Source organism: Streptomyces sp. NPDC127108 (assembly GCF_042677545.1).
Lineage (GTDB): Bacteria > Actinomycetota > Actinomycetes > Streptomycetales > Streptomycetaceae > Streptomyces.
The window spans coordinates 97,251-116,136 of sequence record NZ_JBHXTE010000004.1 but is presented as its reverse complement, the minus strand read 5'-3'; the positions used below and the strand labels follow the sequence as shown (position 1 = coordinate 116,136).

Genomic DNA, 18,886 nt, shown 5'->3' with positions numbered 1-18,886 from the left:
GTGCCTGTAGGGAGTGCCGTACGGGCACTTCTGGTTGCTAGTCGGACTGTCCGTCCTTCACTGTCCGCAGGAAGACGTCCGACAACCTGTTCGTGTCTCCTGTCACCAGATCGGGCGATGCGGAGTCGAAGGCCACGACACTGCCGTCGTCGTTGACCGAAGGGCGCCGGGCAGGCAGGTCGTTGCGCCCGCCCCCGACGTCCGCGCTGATCAACTGCGTCTCGCCGGTGGCCAGTTCGCGCAGGAACACGGCGGGCACCCGGCCGGCCCCGCCCTTGCCCCGCGCCGCCGAGACGTACGCGAGGTGCGTGCCGTCCGCGGCGAGCGCCGCGTCGTAGGTCCTCGCGCGCCGTGTCTCGCCGCGCACCAGGCGGGTCGTGCCCGCGTCCAGGTCGCGCACGAAGACGTTGACGCCGCCGTTCCGGTCGCCCGCCGTGAGGTTGGAGGCGGTCGAGTCGAAGGCGACGTGGCGGCCGTCGCCGCTCAGCGAGGCGCCGGAGGAGCGGCCGTCGGCCGGGCCGCCGTCGCGGGCCGTGGAGGCCTTCTCCAGGGTGCCGGTCTCCAGGTCGCGGACGTGCACGTTCCCGCCGGACTCGTACGCCACGTACCGGCCGTCGTGGCTGATCGAGGAGTGGTCGGCGCGCGCCGACGGTTCGCTGACGAGGCGGACCGTGCCGTCGTAGATGCGGTAGCGGTAGACGCGCGGCTGTCGCGCGGTGCCGTCGGGGCCTTCGAGGGCCGCCGTGAACGACACCCACATGCAGTCGTCGCTCACCTCGGGCCGGGCCGCCCACGCGAAGGGCGTGCCCTCGAAGGACTGGCTGGCGCGGGAGACCTTGCCCACGGCGCGGTTGCGGACGTAGACCGTCGGACGGTCGTCCGGGGCGGGGGTGGACGTGATGTTCGTGGCCTCGGAGACGAACGCGGTCATCCGGCCGTTCACGCACGGCGCGCCGCCCCGCGACGGGCCGTCGCCCATGCCGCGCGGGTACCCGGAGCTGATGACGGAGTCACCGAAGTACACGTCGGTCAGGCCGTTGGTGTCGCCCTCCCACACCGGCCCGGCCGTGGTGAAGGCGGGCCTCGCGTCGAACCCGGCGGACAGGTCCTGCCCGTACGACGGCGCCTGGAGCTGCCCGCCGTTCCTGTCCACGCTGGCCCGCACGGTCGTGGGCCCGGCGGGACCGGGGTCGGCGTGGGCCGGTGCGACGGCCGTCGCCGTGAGGGCTGTCGTCGTGGTGAGGGCGGCCGCCAGGACGACCAGGGATCTCGCGGCTGTGTTCGCTGCTGTTCTCGCCTCGCTCATGAAGGTCCCCCGTGGGTGGGTTCAGCGGGTGTGGCGCAGGAAGATGTCCGTGCTGCCGTTCGTGTCGTCCGGCACCAGGTCGGTGGCGGCCGAGGTGAAGGCGACCGCGCGGCCCTTGGCCGTGACGGCTCCGGGCACGACGGCGCCGGGGCCGACGGGCGTGCGCACGCCGGAGCGGACGTCGAGCAGGGTGAGCGCGGTGCCGTCCGCGCCCTCGGCCAGGACGGCGTACCGGGCGTCCGGGCTCGCGGACCCGACGGGCCTGTCGGCGACCTCGCGGGCCGCGCCCTTGCGGACGTCGTACGCGTACGTCCTGCCCCCGGCGGCGAAGAGCGCGGTGCGGCCGTTCTCGGCGAGCTGGACGAACCCCGCCTCGCCGAGACCCTGGTCGATCTGCGTCGTCGCCCCGGTCCTCCGGTCGCGGACGAACAGGTCCGCCCCGTCCGCGCCCCGGGCCGCGTACGCGAGGAGCCGCCCGTCGGCACTCAGGGACGCGGCCCCGAACCGGCCGTCGCCGCCGATCAGTTCGTCGGCCCCGGTGGCCAGGTCGCGGACGCGCAGGTCCTTGGCCGGGTGGAAGCGGTCGCCGGAGGTGTACGCGACCGTGCCCCCGTCGGGCGAGACGGCGCTGAGCAGGCCGGTGCCGTTCCCCGGCGCCCCCACGTTCACGTTCCGGCCCGTCTCCCGGTCGTACAGCATGGGCGCCGGGGACTTGGTGCCCGCCGTGTGGCCGACGCGGCGGCCGTCGCGGCTGAGCATCGCCGTGCCCCAGGAGGAGTCGCCGTCGTTCGGGATCCGGGTGAGCTCGCCCGTGACCCGGTCCTTCAGGACGAGGCAGGTGTACGACTGCTGGTGGCAGCCGAGCCGCTCCGCCTTGGTGGCGAAGGCGACGTACCGGCCGTCGGCGCTGATCCCGGCTTCGAGGGAGCGCCCGTCGAGCTGCGCCCCGTCGCTCCCGGTGCTCACCCGCTCGGTGCGGGGGGCGCGGTGCGCGGCGTCGGTGGCGGTACCGGGGGCGGTGTGGGTCGTGGTGTCCGCGTGGGCGTGCGCGGTGCCGGTCGTCGTCAGTGAGGCGGTGCTCAGGGCGAGGGCGGCGGCCGCCAGGGTTCCCGCGCGCCCTCTCCCGGGCCGCCGGGGCACGCTCACCCGCGCGTCCACTTGAAGACGTCGTTCAGGCCGTTGGTGTCGCCGGGCACGACGTCGGTCTCCGCCGAGGTGTAGACGACGGTGCGGCCCTTGGCGCCGACCGCGCCGGGGACGGCCGAGCCGGTGCCGACGACGTGCACGCGGCCGGTGCGCAGGTCGCGCAGGCGCAGCGTCGACGCGTCGTCGCTGTAGAGCAGATGGCGGCCCTCGGGTCCGACGGCCTTGGCCGTGGTGCCGGAGAAGTGCCTGACCTTGCCGCTGCGCAGGTCGCGTACGTAGGCGCCGTTCGCGGAGTTCAGCACCACCGTGCGGCCGTTGCCGCTGATCTCGACGAGCTTGGAGGCGGTGCCGTCGTCGACGCGCTTCAGGCTGCCGGTGTCGCGGTCGCGGACCCAGACCTGCTTGGTGCCGGCGTCCTCGTAGGCCACGAAGCGGCCGGTGTCGCTGATGGACGGGTTCACCATGTCGCGGGCGGCGTCGGGCGGTCCTTCGCTGACGACCTCGCGGGTGTCGGTGGCCCAGTCGTAGACCTCGATCCGGTACGGGTCGGCCGGGTGCTGCGGGCGCAGGACGTACGCGACGTGGCGGCCGTCGGCGCTGATCTCGGACTCGCCGGAGCCCTCCTTGAAGCCCTTGGCGTCGACGCGGCGCTTCTCCCCCGTCGTCAGGTCCACCACGAACGCGTTGGTGGTGTGCGAGCCCCAGTCGAGGTACGTGGCGAACCGGCCGTCGTCGCTGACGCTCGGCGCGGTCAGGCTGTCCCGGATCCTGCTGACCTTGCGGGAGTCCTGGTCGCGGACGTGCGCGGAGCTCTGGGGCCGCGGGTAGGTGTCGGGCGTCAGGTTGGTGGCCGCGCTGCTGAAGGCGACGTGCCCGCCGTTCGTCGTGACCGTGGCGGCGCCCGACGCGCCGTTGGCCTCGGTGCCGTCGGCGGCGACGCTGACGCGCTCCACGCGGGGCGCGGACGGCCCCGAGGTGTCTGACGGGTCGGCCGCGTGCGCGGCCGACGGTAACGCGACGGCGGCGAGTGCGGTGGTGAGCGCGGCTGCGGACACGGCACGGACTGCTCTGCGCATGATTCCCCCCGGAATCCCCTCGCGCGCCCGTGGTGCCTCCGGGCGCGCCTCCCCCGGCCCGGCGCCGGGGACCCACCGGGATACAAGCGCTTTCTCCGGCGCCCCGCAATCCGCAGGAGTACGTACAACCTGGACGCCCCCTCGCGCGTCCGTGGGCGAGGAGACTACCCCTGCGGGGCGAGCGTTTCGTCCAGGAACTCCCTTGCGTGGGCGAGGACTTGGTCCCGTCCGGTGCCGCGCAGGCCGATCGCCACATGGATGGAGAAGCCGTCGAGCAGCGCCCGGAGCCGGGCCGCGTACCGGTCGGCGTCGACGGCCCGGAACTCCCCGCGCGAGACGCCCTCGGCGAGCAGCGCCACCAGGTCGCGGTGCCAGGAGCCCTCGATGGCGGCCTGCCGGTCGCGCCCCTGCTCGTCCGCGTTCAGGGACCGGTTCCACACCTCGAGCCAGAGGATCCAGTGCGGGTCGCGGTGCCCGTCGGGGACGTACAGCTCGACGTACGCGTCGAGGCGGGCGCGGGCAGGGCCCTGCCGGGCGAGCAGCCGTCCGCGCTCGGCGCCGAGCCGTCCCTCGCTCCACTCCAGGGTGCGCAGGAGCAGCTCGTCCTTGGAGCCGAAGTAGTAGAGGAGGTGGCCGCTGCTCATGCCGACCTCGCGGCCGAGCGCGGCCATGGTGAGCTGTTCCAGGCCGCGGTCGGCGATCATCTCCATGGCCGTCGCGAGGACGTCCTCCCGCGGGGGCGCGTTCCTGCGTGCGCTGCGCGGGGTGCTCGCTTCGGCCACGTGGTACTCCGGCTGCTAGGTCCTTGGCTGCTGCTGGGTGATGCAGTGGATGCCACCACCCCCGGCAAAGATCGTACGGGCGTCGACGAGCGTCACGGTCCGGCGCGGGAACAGCCGCCGGAAGATGCCCGCGGCCAGCTCGTCGTGCGGGTCGTCGAAGGCGCACAGCACGACGCCGCCGTTGCACAGGTAGTGGTTGATGTACGAGTGGTCGACCCAGCCTTCGTCGTCGGCGAGGGCGGTCGGCGCGGGCACCTCGACGATCTCCAGGGCGCGGCCGCGGGCGTCCGTCTGCCCCTTGAGTACGCCGACGACCTCGCGACTGACCTCGAAGTCCGGGTGGGCGGGGTCCGCTTGCGAGTGGACGAGGACGACGCCGGGGGCGGCGAACGCGGCGACGATGTCGACGTGGCCGAGGGTGCCGAAGCCGTGGCCGGGATAGTCGGCGGTGAGGCCGCGCGGCAGCCACAGGGCCTTGCGGGTGCCGATGCGGGCGTGCACCTCCGCCTCGACCTGCTCCCTGGTCCAGCCGGGGTTGCGTTCGGGGCCGAGCTGCACGGTGTCGGTGAGGAGCACGGTGCCCTCGCCGTCGACGTGGATGCCGCCGCCCTCGTTGACCAGCGGCGAGGAGTGCGTCTCGGCGCCCGCGAGGTCCGCGACATGGCGGGCGATCTTCGCGTCGTGCTCCCAGCTGGCCCACTCCTGGGCGCCCCAGCCGTTGAACGTCCAGTCCACGGCGCCGAGCCGGCCCGCGCGGTCGGTCACGAAGGTGGGGCCGATGTCCCGCATCCAGGCGTCGTCGAGCTCGCGCTCCACCAACTCGACGTCCGGGCCGAGGAGTTCAGCGGCCTGAGCGGACTGCCCGGGCCCGCACACGACGGTGACCGGCTCGAAGCGGCGGACGGCCCGGGCCACCGCGGCCCAGGCGCGGCGGGACTCCGCGAGCGCCCCGGGGTCGTCGAAGGTCACGTTCGGTCCCGGCCAGGCCATCCAGGTGCGCTCGTGCGGCTCCCACTCGGCGGGCATGCGGAAGGTCATGGCTGCGGTCCTCACAGGAAGTACAGGCGGTTGAGGGAGACGGAGTCGGCGGGCTCCGAGCGGAGCGGGTCGCCGTCGAGGCTGACCAGGCCGGTGCGCTGGTCGACGTCGACGGCGCCGGTGCGGGAGTTCAGGCGCAGATCGGCGGGGCCGATGCCGCGGGTGCCGCGCACGGCGACGCGGCGGCGCCGGGTGGGCATCAGGTCGTTGCCCTGTTCGACGGCGGCCCCGGCGACGAACGCGACGGAGATGTCCGCGGGGGTCGCGCCGTACGCCCCGAACTGCGGGCCGAGGACGAGGGGTTCGCAGGTGTCGGTGGCGGCGTTGGGGTCGCCGACGACGCCGTACGCGGGGAAGCCGGACTTCAGGACCAGCTGCGGCTTCGCGCCGAAGAACTCCGGGCGCCAGAGCACGATGTCGGCGAGCTTGCCGACCTCGATGGAGCCGACCTCGTGGGCGAGGCCGTGGGCGAGGGCGGGGTTGATGGTCAGCTTGGCGACGTACCGAAGGACGCGTCCGTTGTCGTCGTGCGGCCCGTCGCCCTCCATCGGCCCCAGCTCGGCCTTCATCTTCCCGGCCATGGCGAAGGTCCTGCGGACGGTCTCACCGGCCCGGCCCATCCCTTGCGCGTCCGAGGACGTGATCCCGATGGCGCCGAGGTCGTGCAGGACGTCCTCGGCCCCCATGGTCCCGGCGCGGATCCGGTCGCGGGCCATGGCCGCGTCACCGGGCAGGTCGGTCTTCAGGTCATGGACGGAGACGATCATCCCGTAGTGCTCGGCCACGGCATCGCGCCCGAAGGGCAGGGTGGGATTGGTGGACGAGCCGATGACGTTCGGCACCCCCGCCATCTTCAGGACGTTCGGCACATGCCCGCCCCCGCACCCCTCGATGTGAAAGGCGTGGATGGTCCGCCCTTCCAGCACGCTCAAGGTGTCCTCGACCGACAGACACTCGTTCAACCCGTCACTGTGCAGCGCGACTTGGACGTCGTACTCCTCGGCGACCCGCAACGCCGTATCGAGGGCACGGGTATGGGCCCCCATGTCCTCGTGCACCTTGAACCCGGACGCCCCGCCCTCCGCGAGCGCCTCGATCAGCGGCGCCTTGTCGGACGACGAACCGCGCCCGAGGAAGCCGATGTTGACCGGCCAGGCGTCGAAGGCGTTGAACGCGTGCCGCAGCGCCCACGGCGAGTTGACCCCGACCCCCCACACCGGCCCGAACTCCTGCCCGATGACGGTGGTGACGCCGGAGGCGAGGGAGGCTTCCATGATGCGCGGCGACAGCAGATGCACGTGCGTGTCCACGGCACCGGCGGTGGCGATCAGCCCCTCACCCGACACGATCGAGGTCCCGGTGCCGACGACCACGTCCACCCCGTCCAGGGTGTCCGGATTCCCCGCCCGCCCGATGGCGTGGATCCGCCCCTCCCGGATCCCGATCGACACCTTCCGGATCCCCAGCACGGCGTCGATCACCAGCACATTGCTGATCACGACATCACAGGTCTCCCGCACGGCGGCGGCCTTCAGATGCAACCCGTCACGGGCCGTCTTGCCGAACCCGGCCAGGAACTCGTCCCCCGCCAACTGCGCATCGGACTCCACCCGCACCACAAGCCCCGAATCCCCGAGGACCACCCGGTCCCCGGCCCGCGGACCATGCACGGACGCGTACTCGTAGGGGTCCATCACTCGCCCTCCTCAGGGGTGCTCGCTCCGAGATAGCCGCAGGCCGCCGCCCTGCGCAGGGCCTCGTCCCTGGCGCCGGGCGCGTCGAGCGGCCCGTCGACGAGACCGGCGAAGCCGATGGCGACGCGCGCGCCGCCGATGGGCACGAGTCCGGCCTCGACGCGCTCGCCGGGGCCGAAGCGCAGGGAGGAGCCCGCGGGGACGGCGAGCCGCATGCCGTAGGCGGCCGCGCGGTCGAAGTCCAGGCGCGGGTTGGCCTCGAAGAAGTGGAAGTGCGAGGTCACGCTGACCGGCACGGTCGCGGTGTTGTGCACGGTGAGGGTGACGACGGGGGCGCGGTCCGGCGTGGGCGGCGCGGGCCGCAGCGCGCCGGGGGCGTCCGGGCCGAGGGAGCCGCCGCCGATCGGGTCCGCGACCACGGCGAGCCGCGACCCGTCGTCGAAGACGGCCTCCACATGCACCTCGGTGACGACGTCGGCGACGCCGGGCAGGACGTCGTCCGGGCCGAGGACGGACCGCGCCCGCTCGATGGCCTCGGCGAGCCGGGCCCCGTCGCGGGCGGCCTCGCAGACGGTGTCGGCGATCAGGGCGGTCGCCTCGGGCACGTTCAGCCTGAGGCCGCGCGCCCTGCGGGCCCTGGCCAGCTCGGCGGCGCCGAACAGCAGCAGCCGGTCGCGTTCCGTGGGGGTCAGGCGCACGCCGCCACTCCTCGCATCCGTGGGTCACCGGGTCCGGACCCGGATCTTCCGGATCGACCACTTAGAGCATCACTCTAAACGTCAAACTCCCAGACCGAAAGCATTGACGTGGAAGCAGAACGTCATCCACATTGAACGCCACTCAAACACACGAGAAATCCCATGTCCGAAGACCCGAAGTCCGAAGACCGGTCCAAGGACCCGAAGACCGAAGACCGATTCGAGCGAGCGTCAGGGGCAGCCCATGCCGATAGAACAGCGCGGAGTCGACACCATCCCCGAGGAGGAACGCACCAGCGGTCCCCGGGACGTGGTCGCGATCCTCCTCGGCTCCAACCTCTGCCTCGGAGTGATCGTCTTCGGCTGGCTGCCGGTCTCCTTCGGCCTCGGCTTCTGGCAGTCGGTGAGCGCGGTGGTGGCGGGCACGCTGATCGGCACGGCGCTCACGGCGCCGCTCGCGCTCGTCTCGCTGCGGACCGCGACGAACCTGTCGACGTCGTCGGGCGCGCAGTTCGGCGTCCGCGGCCGCCTCGTCGGCTCGGTCGTCGGACTGCTCCTGTCCCTCGGCTACACCGCGCTGACCATCTGGATCGGCGGCGACGTCATGGTCGGCACCCTGCACCGCCTGACCGGCCTGCCGGCGGGCGGCCTCTCCTACAGCCTGGTGTACGCGCTGCTCGCGGCGGCGACGGTCGCCGGAGCGGTGTACGGCTACCGGGTCCTCCTTCGCCTCTCCCGCGTCCTCGCGGTCGGCATGACCGCCCTGCTCGTCCTCGGCCTCGTCGCGTACGCCCCCGACTTCACGACCTCGGCGCTGCCCGACGCGGGCGGCTACGCGCTCGGCTCGTTCTGGCCGACGTGGCTCCTCGCGCTCGTCGCCGCGGGCCTCTCCGGGCCCATCGCCTTCATCACCCTGCTGGGCGACTACACCCGCTACGTCTCACCGGCGCGGCACAGCTCCCGCTCCGTCCTGCGCGCCACCTGTCTCGGCCTGACCGCCGGGCTGCTCGTCCCCCAGCTCTTCGGCACCTTCACCGCCTACGCCGCCCGCGCGGCCCTCGACTACGCCGAGCCCCTCGTCTCGGCGGCGCCCGGCTGGTACCTCGTCCCGCTCCTGCTCGCCGCGTCCGCCGGGTCCGTCGGCAACGCCGGGCTGATGCTGTACTCCATGGGGCTCGATCTCGACGCGATCGTGCCGCGGGCTTCGCGGGCGCGGGCCACGTACACCGTGGCGGTGGTGGCCACCGGATGCGTCTTCGTCGGTCACTTCGCCTGGTCCGCGCAGGACGCCATGACTTCCTTCGTGCTGCTCCTCACCGCCATCGGGACGCCCTGGGCCGTGATCACCCTCATCGGCTTCGTCCGCTGCCGCGGCGAGTACGACGCCGATGCCCTCCAGGTGTTCAACCGGCGCTCCCGAGGCGGGCGTTACTGGTACCGGTCCGGCTGGAACGCCGGGGCCACGGTGGCCTGGGCCCTGGGCGCGACCGTCGGCCTCCTCGCCGTCTCCCTCCCCTCCTGGGAAGGGCCCCTGCTGCCCCTCACGGGCGGGGTGGACTGCAGTTTCCTGCTGTCGGGGGTGGTGGGGGGTGCCGCTTACGCGATGTACCCCAACCCCGCCCCTTCCCGACCCTGGGGCTCCGCCCCAGACCCCGCTCCTCAAACGCCGGAGGGGCTTTCCCCCACCCACCCGCCCCACCTGTCCACAGACTGACCAACAGCCCGGCACCTTCAGCCCGCCCCGGCGAAGTAGTTTTCAGCCCGTCCGGCGATTGAGGACGAGGCGCGGAGCGCCGATTCGGCGGAGGACCGTCCCACCCGCACGGGAACACCACCCCCCGGGGTCCAGGGGCGCAGCCCCGGTTTCGGGAAGGGGCGGGGTTGGGGAGCCCCCTGCAAGGCCCCCTACCCCACCTCCAGCACAGCCTTCCCATGCAGCCGCCGCCCCCGCAGCGCCGCCACCGCCGCCCCGGCATCCCCCCACGCCCCACGCCACGCCTCCCCCGCATCGAGCCGCCCCCCGGCAACCTCCCCGGCCAGCCACTCCAAGTCCCGAGCAAGCCCCCCACATCCCAGCAGAAAGAAGCTCACGACCGACCGATCGTGCCGCCCCTGGTCCCCGTACAGCACCCCGTGCGCGAAGTGCTCGCCGTCCCCACCCGAGTGCCCCACGGCAACCAACACCCCACCCTCGGCCAACTTCTCGTACGCGGCGACCAGTTGCCGCCCGCCCACGAGATCCACGACCCCGTCGACGACCCCCTCGACCTCGGCGGGGTCGGACACGACGGCGTGCGCGCCGAGCCCCCGCAGCATCTCCCCCCGCCCCGCCGGGTCCCCGGTCGCGGCGACCACGTACGCCCCGCCCTGCCGGGCCAACTGCACGGCGTACCGCCCGACCCCACCCGTGGCCCCGGTGACCAGGATCCGCCGCCCGAGCAGGGGCCCCACCCGGTGCAGGGCCCGCAGCGCGCTGGCCCCGGCGACGGGGATCGTACTGATGGCGCCGAGGTCGGCCCCGTCCGGCACCACGCCCATGAATCGCGTGTCCACGGCGCGGAGTTCGGCCCAGCCGCCGGCCTCGCCGAGGGTCACCACGGGCGTGCCGGCCGGGGGCCCGGAGCCATCGGCGGCGGCCCGCTCGACGTACCCGGCGGCGTCCCAGCCGAGGACGGTGCCGGGCGCGGCACCGGGGGCGACGATCGCGACCTCGCCGTGGTTGAGGGAGGTCGCGGCGACCCTGACGAGGGCCTGGTGCGGGGCGGGTTGGGGGTCGGGCGCGGAACCGAGGCGGAGTCCGGCTGGGGCGGTGGGGTCGACGAGGAGAGCACGCATGACGAAGTCACCTTTCACAGGCAGGACGAAGCAAGCCGGGCACGGCAGTCGCCCCGAACCGGGGCGCAGCCATAGTGCCACTCAGTGGCACAAGCCATCAAGGAGCATTGGCTACCGAGCTACACTCCCCATATGGACTCCGCCCGCCCCACCGCCCAGCTCCCCCTGCGCGAACGCAAGAAGCTCCGCACCCGGCAGGCCCTGGTGGACACCGCCCTGGAGCTGTTCACGGAGCGCGGCTTCGACGGCGTCACGCTCGACGAGCTCTGCGACACCGTGGAGGTGTCCAAGCGGACCTTCTTCCGCACGTTCACCAGCAAGGAAGACGTGGCCTGCGCGCCGCTGCACGACCTGTGGACGGTGTTCCTCGACGAGCTGGAGCAGGTGCGTCCGCAGGGCGGGCCGCTGCACGAGCTGCTGCGCGACGTCCTGCTCACCACGCTCGACCGGATGCCCGGCGAGGAGGAGTGGGCGCACCGGGTGCTGCTCAGCCGCCGTCTCGCCGCGCGGAACCCGTCGATGGACGCGCACGGCCTCGCGTTCTGCGACCGCACCGGCCGCGCCGCCCTGGACATCGTCGTACGCCGCTTCGACCTCGGTGGCACCCCGGACGACCCGGACGACCCGGACCACCTCCGCGCGCATCTCGCCGTGGACCTGCTCGTGGCCGCCTGGCACCGGGGCCTGGACTCCTGGACCACGGGTGCGCCCGCGCCCGGCCGGGCCGCTCTCGCCGCCGCGTTCCGCCGCGCGAGCGCGGCCGTGCCCGAGAGCCTGGCGCTCACCGCACGCCCGGGTCACCCCGAGAAGACGGCCTGAGGCGACCCGACAGGCGGCCCGAGGCGACCTGAGGCGGCCCGAAACAGTCTGAAACGGGCTGAAACGGTCCGAAAAGACACGGAGGCCGGGTCCGGCAGGTGACTGCCGGACCCGGCCTCCGTGGCCGGACGATCGAGAGTGGGCTCAGCCCAGGCGGTGCATCCACCCGTGCGGGTCGGCCGCGACACCGCGCTGGACGTCGAGCAGCGCGTCCCGCAGCTTCATGGTGACCTCGCCGGGCGCGCCGTCGCTCTGCGTCCACTCGCCGCGGGCGGACTTGACCGTGCCGACGGGCGTGATGACGGCGGCGGTGCCGCAGGCGAAGACCTCGGTGAGGGTGCCGTTCGCGGTGTCGGCCTGCCACTGGTCGATGGAGACACGGCCCTCCTCGGAGGTGTAGCCGAGGTCGCGGGCGACGGAGAGCAGGGAGTCGCGGGTGATACCGGCGAGCAGGGAGCCGGTCAGCTCGGGGGTGACAATCTTGTCGCCGTACACGAAGTACAGGTTCATGCCGCCCAGTTCCTCGACCCACTTGTGCTCGACGGCGTCGAGGTAGGCGACCTGGTCGCAGCCCTTCTCGGCGGCCTCGGCCTGGGCGAGCAGGGACGCGGCGTAGTTGCCGCCGGTCTTGGCGTCGCCCATGCCGCCGGGGACGGCGCGCACGCGGTCCTCGGAGAGCCAGATGGAGACGGGCTTGACGCCGCCGGGGAAGTAGGCGCCGGCGGGCGAGGCGATGACGACGAAGAGGTATTCGTTGGCCGGCTTCACACCGAGCCCGGCCTCCGTGGCGATCATGAACGGGCGCAGGTACAGCGACTCCTCGCCGCCGTGCGCGGGCACCCAGTCGATGTCCTGGCGGACCAGCGCGTCACAGGCCTCGAGGAAGGTGTCGACGGGCAGCTCCGGCATGGCCATGCGACGGGCGGACGCCTGGAAGCGCCGGGCGTTGGCCTCGGGGCGGAACAGGGCGACGGAGCCGTCGGGCTGGCGGTAGGCCTTGAGGCCCTCGAAGATCTCCTGGGCGTAGTGCAGGACGGTCGTCGCCGGGTCCAGGGAGAGCGGGCCGTAGGGAACGAGCTGGCCGTCGTGCCAGCCGCGGCCCTCCGTCCAGCGGATGGTCACCATGTGGTCGGTGAAGTGGCGGCCGAACCCGGGGCTGGCCAGGACCGCCTCGCGCTCCTTGGCGGAGACCGGGGTCGAGGAGGGCTTGAGCTCGATCGTGGGCGTCGTCATGGTTGCGTGTCCTTCACCGGTTTGTGTGTGACGGACCGCGCCGAGACCCGTACGCGCGCGATTCCTCGCGGCGTCCGGGCGTGCGCCGTTTCGCGGCCCCACGTTCGATTATCGCTCGCGGGACGACCTGGACGAAACGGCGGCCTGGGGCGGCCCTGGGTTCGATGGTGACACCCGGTGGGCGCAAACGAGAAGCCGCCGGGTGCTTGTGCGACCCGGCGGCTTGCTGTGACGGAGCTGGTGACCGGCGGATCAGCCCGCTACGCGTACGGCGAGCGCGTCGCCGATCTCGTCGGTGGTACGAGTGGTGTCACCGCGTCCGCCGAGGTCGGCGGAGACGGCCTCCTCGACGCGGTTCGCCTCGTCGTCGTACCCGAGGTGGCGCAGCAGCAGGGCGACGGACAGCACGGTGGCGGTCGGGTCGGCCTTGCCCTGGCCCGCGATGTCGGGCGCCGAGCCGTGCACGGGCTCGAACATCGAGGGGAACTCGCGGCTCGGGTTGATGTTGCCGGAGGCCGCGACGCCGATGCCGCCGGAGACGGCCGCGGCGAGGTCGGTGATGATGTCGCCGAAGAGGTTGTCGGTGACGATCACGTCGAACCGGCCGGGGTCGGTGACCAGGTAGATCGTGGCCGCGTCGACGTGGATGTAGTCGGTGGTGACCTCGGGGAACTCCTTGGCCACCGCGTTGAAGACGTTCGTCCACAGGTGGCCCGCGAAGGCGAGCACGTTGTTCTTGTGGACCAGCGTCAGCTTCTTGCGCGGGCGGGCCTGCGCGCGGGCGAAGGCGTCCCGGACGACCCGCTCCACGCCGAAGGCCGTGTTCACGGAGACCTCGGTGGCGACCTCGTGCGGGGTGCCCTTGCGGATGGTGCCGCCGTTGCCGGTGTAGGGGCCCTCGGTGCCCTCGCGCACGACCACGAAGTCGATCTCGGGCTGGCCCGCGAGCGGCGTGGCCACGCCGGGCAGCAGCCGCGAGGGGCGCAGGTTGACGTGGTGGTCGAAGGCGAAGCGGAGCTTGAGCAGGAAGCCGCGCTCCAGGACGCCGGAGGGGACCGAGGGGTCGCCGATGGCACCGAGCAGGATCGCGTCGTGCTTCTTGAGGTCCGCGAGGTCGGCGTCGGTGAGGGTCTCACCGGACGCGTGATAGCGGCGCGCCCCGAAGTCGTACTCCTTGGTCTCCAGCTTCACATCCTGCGGGAGGACGGCGTTGAGGACCTTGAGCCCCTGGGCCACGACTTCCTGGCCGATCCCATCTCCGGGGATCACTGCGAGATTGATGCTGCGAGACATGACGGCACCGTACTCCTCGTCCCATCCAATGACATTCCCTGTCCGCCATACGGACAAGAAGGGGACAGGGATCGGAAGGTTCCGCATGTGCGCCACCACATGGACACGCTCTCTTCACCTGTACGTCCGGCCTGAGTTGGACGTCCCTGGGAAGTTCCCTGGTCATGGACACCCCCAACGTCGGGCTCCCGGAGGAGCTCGCGAGCCGCCTGAGCATGCCGGAGCAGCACGAATACCTGCGCGCGAGGTTCTCGCGCCGCAAGGTGCTCGCCAGTTCCTTCGCGACGGCGGGCGTCGCGGGCGGCATCGGCCTCCTCGCGGGCAGCTCGGGCAGCGCGTACGCGGAGCGCCCCACCGCCACGTCCCCGCTCGCGGCGCCGCGCGGCCCGGTGCGGGTCGACGGGAAGCTCGTCGCGCCGTTCGGCCGCCATCTCGCGTTCGGCGCCGACCCGAAGACGCAGATGCGCATCTCCTGGCAGGTGCCGTTCGCGGTCAAGTCCCCTTACGTGCGGGTGGGCCTGAAGCCCTGGGAGCTGAGCCGGAAGATCGAGGCGGAGGTGCGCGACCTGCACACGCCGTCCCTGTCGAAGAAGCTCCCGAAGGTCGAGCAGTACTACCTGCACGCGGCCCTCGACGGCCTGAAGCCCGGCACCACGTACTACTACGGCGTCGGCCACGACGGCTTCGACCCGGCGTCGCCGGAGCGCCTCGCCACGCTCGGCTCGTTCCGCACGGCCCCGGCGCGGCCGGAGAAGTTCGTCTTCACGGCCTTCGGCGACCAGGGCGTGAGCTACGAGGCGCTGGCCAACGACCAGTTGATCCTGGGGCAGAACCCGTCGTTCCATCTGCACGCGGGCGACATCTGCTACGCGGACACCACGGGCCACGGCAAGGAGGGCGACAGGTACGACGCCCGCGTGTGGGACCAGTTCCTCGCGCAGACCGAGTCGGTGGCGAAGTCCGTGCCGTGGATGGTGACGACCGGCAACCACGACATGGAGGCGTGGTACTCGCCGAACGGCTACGGCGGCCAGTCGGCCCGCTGGTCGCTGCCCGAGAACGGCTTCGACGCGAAGAACGCGCCGGGCGTCTACTCGTTCCGCTACGGCAACGTCGGCGTCGTCGCCCTGGACGCGAACGACGTCTCGTACGAGATCCCCGCCAACAAGGGCTACACGGACGGCAAGCAGACCGCCTGGCTCGACAAGCGGCTCGGGCAGTTGCGCGCCGACGAGGACATCGACTTCATCGTGGTGTTCTTCCACCACTGCACGTACTCCACGGCGACGCACGGCTCCGACGGCGGAGTGCGCGACGCGTGGCTGCCGCTGTTCACCAAGCACCAGGTGGACCTGGTGATCAACGGCCACAACCACGTCTACGAGCGGACCGACGCCATCAAGGGCGGCGAGGTCGGCAAACCGGTACCGGTCGGCGCGTCGACCGATCCGACGCGCGACGGCATCGTGTACGTCACCGCGGGCGGCGCCGGCAAGGACCTGTACAGCTTCCCGGCCGGGGTCGAGGACAGCTACGAGGGCCACGAGAAGGACGAGGGCACGATCCTCACCTTCCACTGGACCAAGCTGCGCCTGCCCGACCCGGACACGGTGCAGTGGTCACGGGTGCGCTACACCGGCTTCTCGTTCCTCGCGGTGGAGGTGACGGCCGGGGCGCACCCGAAGCTCACGGTCTCCGCGCTCGCCGAGAGCGGCGAGCGCGTGGACCACTTCGAGATCGAGCGCGGGAGCTAGATCGAGCACGGGAGCTGGATCGAGCACGGAGGCTGGGGGACGGACGGGGCGACGGGGCTCAGTGCCCCGTCTCGCCGCCGTTGTCCCTGCGGTCCAGGGCCCGCTGAAGGGCGGCGGCGGCGTTCTTGCGCTCGGACTCGCTGGGGCGGACGGCGTGGCGGACTCGGCGGGCGGTCGTCTCGGCCATGGGAAATCGACTCCTTAGATCGCATCCGGGAGTGCGGATCCACGTACGCACGGTCGTACGAGGAGAAAAGAGGGTTACGAGACGCCAGAAGGGGCGGGGAGCGTGGGCCGCAGGGTTCGCCTGCGCGGGGCCCGGCTCGCAGCCGCCAATCGCTTGATCGAGCGAGACGTTCGGCTCCTACAAAGCTAAGACAGCTTCGCCGACTTGTCTCTACAGTTACTCGGACTTCCTACTATCTGAGACGGCGCTCACCGGGGCGGACGACTCCGCTTCCGCTTCCGGGTGCGCCCGCAGGGCCCGCAGCTCCCGGATGAGGGCCCGAACAGCCAGCGATCCGGCCTGCTCAGGCGTGGTGACATAGCCCACGGAGCGCGTCGGGCGGTCGGCGCCAAGATCGGTGATCTGCACCGTCGACGGCGCTCCGGTCAGGGACAGGGCGGGCATGATCGCCATGGCGTGCCCGGCGCTCACCATCGCGAGCACCGCCCCGTCGTCCTCGGTCTGCGTGGTCGCCCGCGGGATCCAGTCCTGGCCCGCCCACCAGTCGCGGGTGTACGAGGTGCAGTTCTCGGCCCAGTCCACGAGCGGCAGGGAGCGCGGGTCGGGGTGCCCCGCCGGGTGCACGAAGGAGTAGGGCTCCTCGACGAGCACGCCGCCGACGAGGCCGGGCGGGATCGGTGAGGTGGTCCCGATGGTCGCGATGCCGAGGTCCGCGCGCCCGTCGGCGACCTCGCCCGCGGTGCCGCGGCCCAGCTCACGGACCACGCGGACCTCGGGTTCCAGGCCGGGGTGGCGGGCCCGCAGGTTCGCGAGGGCGGGCGGCAGGAGATGCAGGGCGGCGCTGCGGAAGGCGGCGATGCGCAGGGGGCCGGTGAGGGTGGGCTCCCCGGGGCCGCCGGTGCTCGTGGCGCTCGCGGCGCCCCGGGTCTCGGCGACGAGGGTCTCCAGGAGCCGCAGCACGCGGCGCGCGTGGGCGGCGGCCCGCTCGCCCGCCGGGGTGGGCGTCGCGCCCTTGCGGCCGCGTTCGAAGAGCACCGCCCCGAGCTTGTGCTCCGTGCCGCGCACCGAGTGCGACACCGCCGACTGCGTGAGGCCGAGGTCTCGGGCGGCGCCGGAGAAGCTCCGGGCGCGCTCGACGGCGACGATGATCCGCAGTTCGTGCGGGGCGAGGTCGGGCTCGGCCACCGGTTCTCACCTGGTCCTGTCTGGTTCTGTCCGGATCCTCCGCCGAGCACCCCTCGCAGGGGAATCCCATCTGACCCCATGAGGAGCGCTCATGCTTCGGCGCGTTCCATGAACCGAACCCTCTGCCGCTCCCCCGCATTCCCCCTCTACGGTCAGCTCCATGAACAGCTTCTCCGGCACCCGCGCCCGCACCGTCCACCAGATCGCCCGCCCGCACGGCTTCCCCACCCCCGACGACTTCGCGTTCGTGGAGTCCGCGGTGCCGGAGCCCGCGCCGGGCACCGCCCTGGTGGAGAACCTCTACTGGTCCGTCGACCCGTACCACCGCGAGATGATGGACGGCGAGTTCGCCCTGAACGCCCCCCTCGAAGGCCGCACCATCGGCCGCGTGACCGCCTCCCGGGCGCCGGAGCTCGCCGAGGGCGAGATCGTCTTCCACCGGCAGGGCTGGCGCACCCACGCGGTGGTGACCCCGGAGGAGGTCCGCCGCCTGCCGCGCTTCGACGGGGTGCCGCTGTCGGCGTACATGAGCATCCTCGGCGGCACGGGCCTGACGGCGTACGTGGGTCTGACCCGGATCGCGAAGCTGCGCGAGGGCGAGGACCTGTTCGTCTCCGCGGCGGCGGGCGGTGTGGGGACGGCCACGGGGCGGCTCGCGCGGGTCATGGGCGCGGGCCGGATCGTCGGCAGCGCGGGCTCGCCCGCGAAGGTGGCGTACCTGACGGAGCAGGTCGGCTACGACGACGCCTTCGACTACCACGCGGGTCCCGCCGTGGACCTGCTCGCGAAGGCCGCCCCCGACGGCGTCGACGTGTACGTGGACAACGTCGGCGGCGAGCAGTTGGAGGCGGCGATCGAGGGCCTGCGGGAGTTCGGCCGGATCGTGCGGATCGGGACCGTCGCGCAGTACAACGACCCGCAGCCGCTGTCCGCGCCCCGCAACCTCACCGAGATCGTGGAGAAGAGCCTGCGCATGGAGGGCTTCCACGTGCGCAACCACCGTGATCTGCAGGACGAGTTGTACGACTTCGTGGTGCCGCATCTGCAGAGCGGACGCATCGGCCTCGACGAGACGATCGTGGACGGCTTCGACCAGATCGTGACGGCGTTCCTGGGGATGCTGCGCGGTGCGAACGTGGGCAAGATGATCATCCGCGCGACGGACGCGTAGCCGTACCGCGCGGCCGTACCGCGTAGCCGCATCGCGCGGCCGTACCTCAGCGGCGGCGGCCCGGCCTCCTAGAACACGTCCCCGTCCCGCCAGTCGATGAGCAGTTCGTGGGCCGGGTCGAGGTCGGCGCCCCACAGCATCGGCGGGTCCTCGTCGGGCATGGAGACCGGGCCCTCGGGGCCGAGCGTGCCGACGGTGCCCGGCCAGGTCACCCAGCCGTGCGCGCGGTACAGCTTCTCGCCCTCGTCGGACGGGGAGAGGACGCCGAGGTCGTGGCCGCCGTCGACGACCCGCTCCAGGGCGCTCATCACCTGCCCGCCGAGGCCCTGGCGCTGCCGGTCGGGGCGCACGGCGACGTTCTCGACGTAACCGACGCGCAGGGAACGGCCGTTGTGCAGCACGCGGCGCTGGACGACACTGCCGTGCGCGAGCAGGGTGCCGTCCGCGTCGTGGACGAGCGCGTGCATGCCGCCGAGTCCGTGCGCCCAGTCCTCGTCGCTGAAGTCGCCGTCGAAGGCGAGGTCCATCAGGGCGCGTCCCGCGCTGAGTTCGGCGGCGGTCAAGTCGGCGGTGTGGGCTGTGCGCAGCACCGCGCCGACAGGGGAAGGGGAGGTGGTCGAATTGATCACGGACCTACGGTACTCAGACCCCATTTGAGTACGCACCCCG

At 72.5% G+C, this 18,886-nt stretch carries 17 protein-coding genes; 4 read left to right on the top strand and 13 right to left on the bottom strand.

Translation table 11 applies throughout. From position 1 onward, the window contains the following. Positions 1 to 37 precede the first annotated feature (37 nt). The 7 genes from ACFVHO_RS05105 to ureA all read right to left on the bottom strand — a co-directional run bounded on the left by ACFVHO_RS05105 (position 38) and on the right by ureA (position 7,740). On the bottom strand, positions 38 to 1,306 hold the full coding sequence (locus tag ACFVHO_RS05105; protein ID WP_385710372.1) for a TolB family protein: 1,269 nt from the start codon (positions 1,304 to 1,306) through the stop codon (positions 38 to 40). A gap of 21 nt (positions 1,307 to 1,327) precedes the next feature. After that, positions 1,328 to 2,452, bottom strand: coding sequence for a TolB family protein (locus ACFVHO_RS05100; protein ID WP_385710370.1), 1,125 nt, complete (start codon positions 2,450 to 2,452; stop codon positions 1,328 to 1,330). Then, positions 2,449 to 3,528 (bottom strand): protein TolB, encoded by a 1,080-nt coding sequence (locus ACFVHO_RS05095; RefSeq protein ID WP_385710369.1) that lies wholly within the window; start codon positions 3,526 to 3,528, stop codon positions 2,449 to 2,451. The genes ACFVHO_RS05100 and ACFVHO_RS05095 overlap by 4 nt, the downstream gene beginning before the upstream one ends. 164 nt (positions 3,529 to 3,692) lie before the next feature. After that, positions 3,693 to 4,238, bottom strand: a complete 546-nt coding sequence (locus ACFVHO_RS05090; RefSeq protein WP_385710621.1) for a TetR/AcrR family transcriptional regulator — start codon at positions 4,236 to 4,238, stop codon at positions 3,693 to 3,695. A gap of 87 nt (positions 4,239 to 4,325) precedes the next feature. Next, positions 4,326 to 5,348: an agmatine/peptidylarginine deiminase gene (locus ACFVHO_RS05085; protein ID WP_385710367.1), complete on the bottom strand. Its 1,023-nt coding sequence runs from the start codon at positions 5,346 to 5,348 to the stop codon at positions 4,326 to 4,328. A gap of 11 nt (positions 5,349 to 5,359) precedes the next feature. Then, the gene (locus ACFVHO_RS05080) at positions 5,360 to 7,042 is read right to left on the bottom strand and encodes an urease subunit alpha (RefSeq protein WP_385710365.1); all 1,683 of its coding nucleotides are present in this window, start codon (positions 7,040 to 7,042) and stop codon (positions 5,360 to 5,362) included. Beyond that, positions 7,042 to 7,740 carry an urease subunit gamma gene (gene ureA / locus ACFVHO_RS05075; RefSeq protein WP_385710363.1) on the bottom strand — a complete coding sequence of 233 codons (699 nt, stop codon included), beginning with the start codon at positions 7,738 to 7,740 and terminating at the stop codon, positions 7,042 to 7,044. The genes ACFVHO_RS05080 and ureA overlap by 1 nt, the downstream gene beginning before the upstream one ends. Before the next feature lie 244 nt (positions 7,741 to 7,984). Between ureA and ACFVHO_RS05070 the strand changes: the two genes are divergently transcribed. Further along, a complete protein-coding gene (locus tag ACFVHO_RS05070) occupies positions 7,985 to 9,454 on the top strand; it encodes a cytosine permease (protein ID WP_385710361.1) in 1,470 nt (489 codons plus the stop codon). A gap of 191 nt (positions 9,455 to 9,645) precedes the next feature. Here ACFVHO_RS05070 and ACFVHO_RS05065 read toward each other — a convergent pair whose 3' ends face one another. Beyond that, positions 9,646 to 10,575, bottom strand: a complete 930-nt coding sequence (locus tag ACFVHO_RS05065) for a zinc-binding dehydrogenase (protein WP_385710359.1) — start codon at positions 10,573 to 10,575, stop codon at positions 9,646 to 9,648. A 132-nt stretch (positions 10,576 to 10,707) separates the two neighbouring features. Here ACFVHO_RS05065 and ACFVHO_RS05060 point away from each other — a divergent pair, with 132 nt between their 5' ends. Further along, positions 10,708 to 11,394, top strand: a complete 687-nt coding sequence (locus ACFVHO_RS05060; protein ID WP_385710357.1) for a TetR/AcrR family transcriptional regulator — start codon at positions 10,708 to 10,710, stop codon at positions 11,392 to 11,394. 144 nt (positions 11,395 to 11,538) lie between these two features. Here the strand turns inward: ACFVHO_RS05060 and ACFVHO_RS05055 are convergent, their stop codons facing one another. Then, positions 11,539 to 12,627, bottom strand: coding sequence for a branched-chain amino acid aminotransferase (locus ACFVHO_RS05055; protein ID WP_385710355.1), 1,089 nt, complete (start codon positions 12,625 to 12,627; stop codon positions 11,539 to 11,541). 252 nt (positions 12,628 to 12,879) lie between these two features. Continuing rightward, positions 12,880 to 13,920, bottom strand: a complete 1,041-nt coding sequence (locus ACFVHO_RS05050) for a 3-isopropylmalate dehydrogenase (RefSeq protein WP_385710353.1) — start codon at positions 13,918 to 13,920, stop codon at positions 12,880 to 12,882. Positions 13,921 to 14,084: 164 nt separating this feature from the next. Between ACFVHO_RS05050 and ACFVHO_RS05045 the strand changes: the two genes are divergently transcribed. After that, positions 14,085 to 15,674 carry a purple acid phosphatase family protein gene (locus ACFVHO_RS05045; RefSeq protein ID WP_385710350.1) on the top strand — a complete coding sequence of 530 codons (1,590 nt, stop codon included), beginning with the start codon at positions 14,085 to 14,087 and terminating at the stop codon, positions 15,672 to 15,674. Positions 15,675 to 15,732: 58 nt separating this feature from the next. On the opposite strand, the gene ACFVHO_RS05040 is transcribed toward ACFVHO_RS05045, so the two are convergent. Further along, positions 15,733 to 15,861, bottom strand: a complete 129-nt coding sequence (locus ACFVHO_RS05040) for a hypothetical protein (protein ID WP_087885970.1) — start codon at positions 15,859 to 15,861, stop codon at positions 15,733 to 15,735. A 216-nt stretch (positions 15,862 to 16,077) separates the two neighbouring features. Next, complete coding sequence (locus ACFVHO_RS05035; RefSeq protein WP_385710347.1) at positions 16,078 to 17,046, bottom strand: LysR family transcriptional regulator; 969 nt, start codon at positions 17,044 to 17,046, stop codon at positions 16,078 to 16,080. Positions 17,047 to 17,206: 160 nt separating this feature from the next. Here ACFVHO_RS05035 and ACFVHO_RS05030 point away from each other — a divergent pair, with 160 nt between their 5' ends. After that, the gene (locus ACFVHO_RS05030) at positions 17,207 to 18,217 is read left to right on the top strand and encodes an NADP-dependent oxidoreductase (RefSeq protein ID WP_385710344.1); all 1,011 of its coding nucleotides are present in this window, start codon (positions 17,207 to 17,209) and stop codon (positions 18,215 to 18,217) included. A gap of 68 nt (positions 18,218 to 18,285) precedes the next feature. Here the strand turns inward: ACFVHO_RS05030 and ACFVHO_RS05025 are convergent, their stop codons facing one another. Further along, on the bottom strand, positions 18,286 to 18,846 hold the full coding sequence (locus ACFVHO_RS05025; protein ID WP_385710341.1) for a GNAT family N-acetyltransferase: 561 nt from the start codon (positions 18,844 to 18,846) through the stop codon (positions 18,286 to 18,288). Between the last annotated feature and the right edge of the window lie 40 nt (positions 18,847 to 18,886).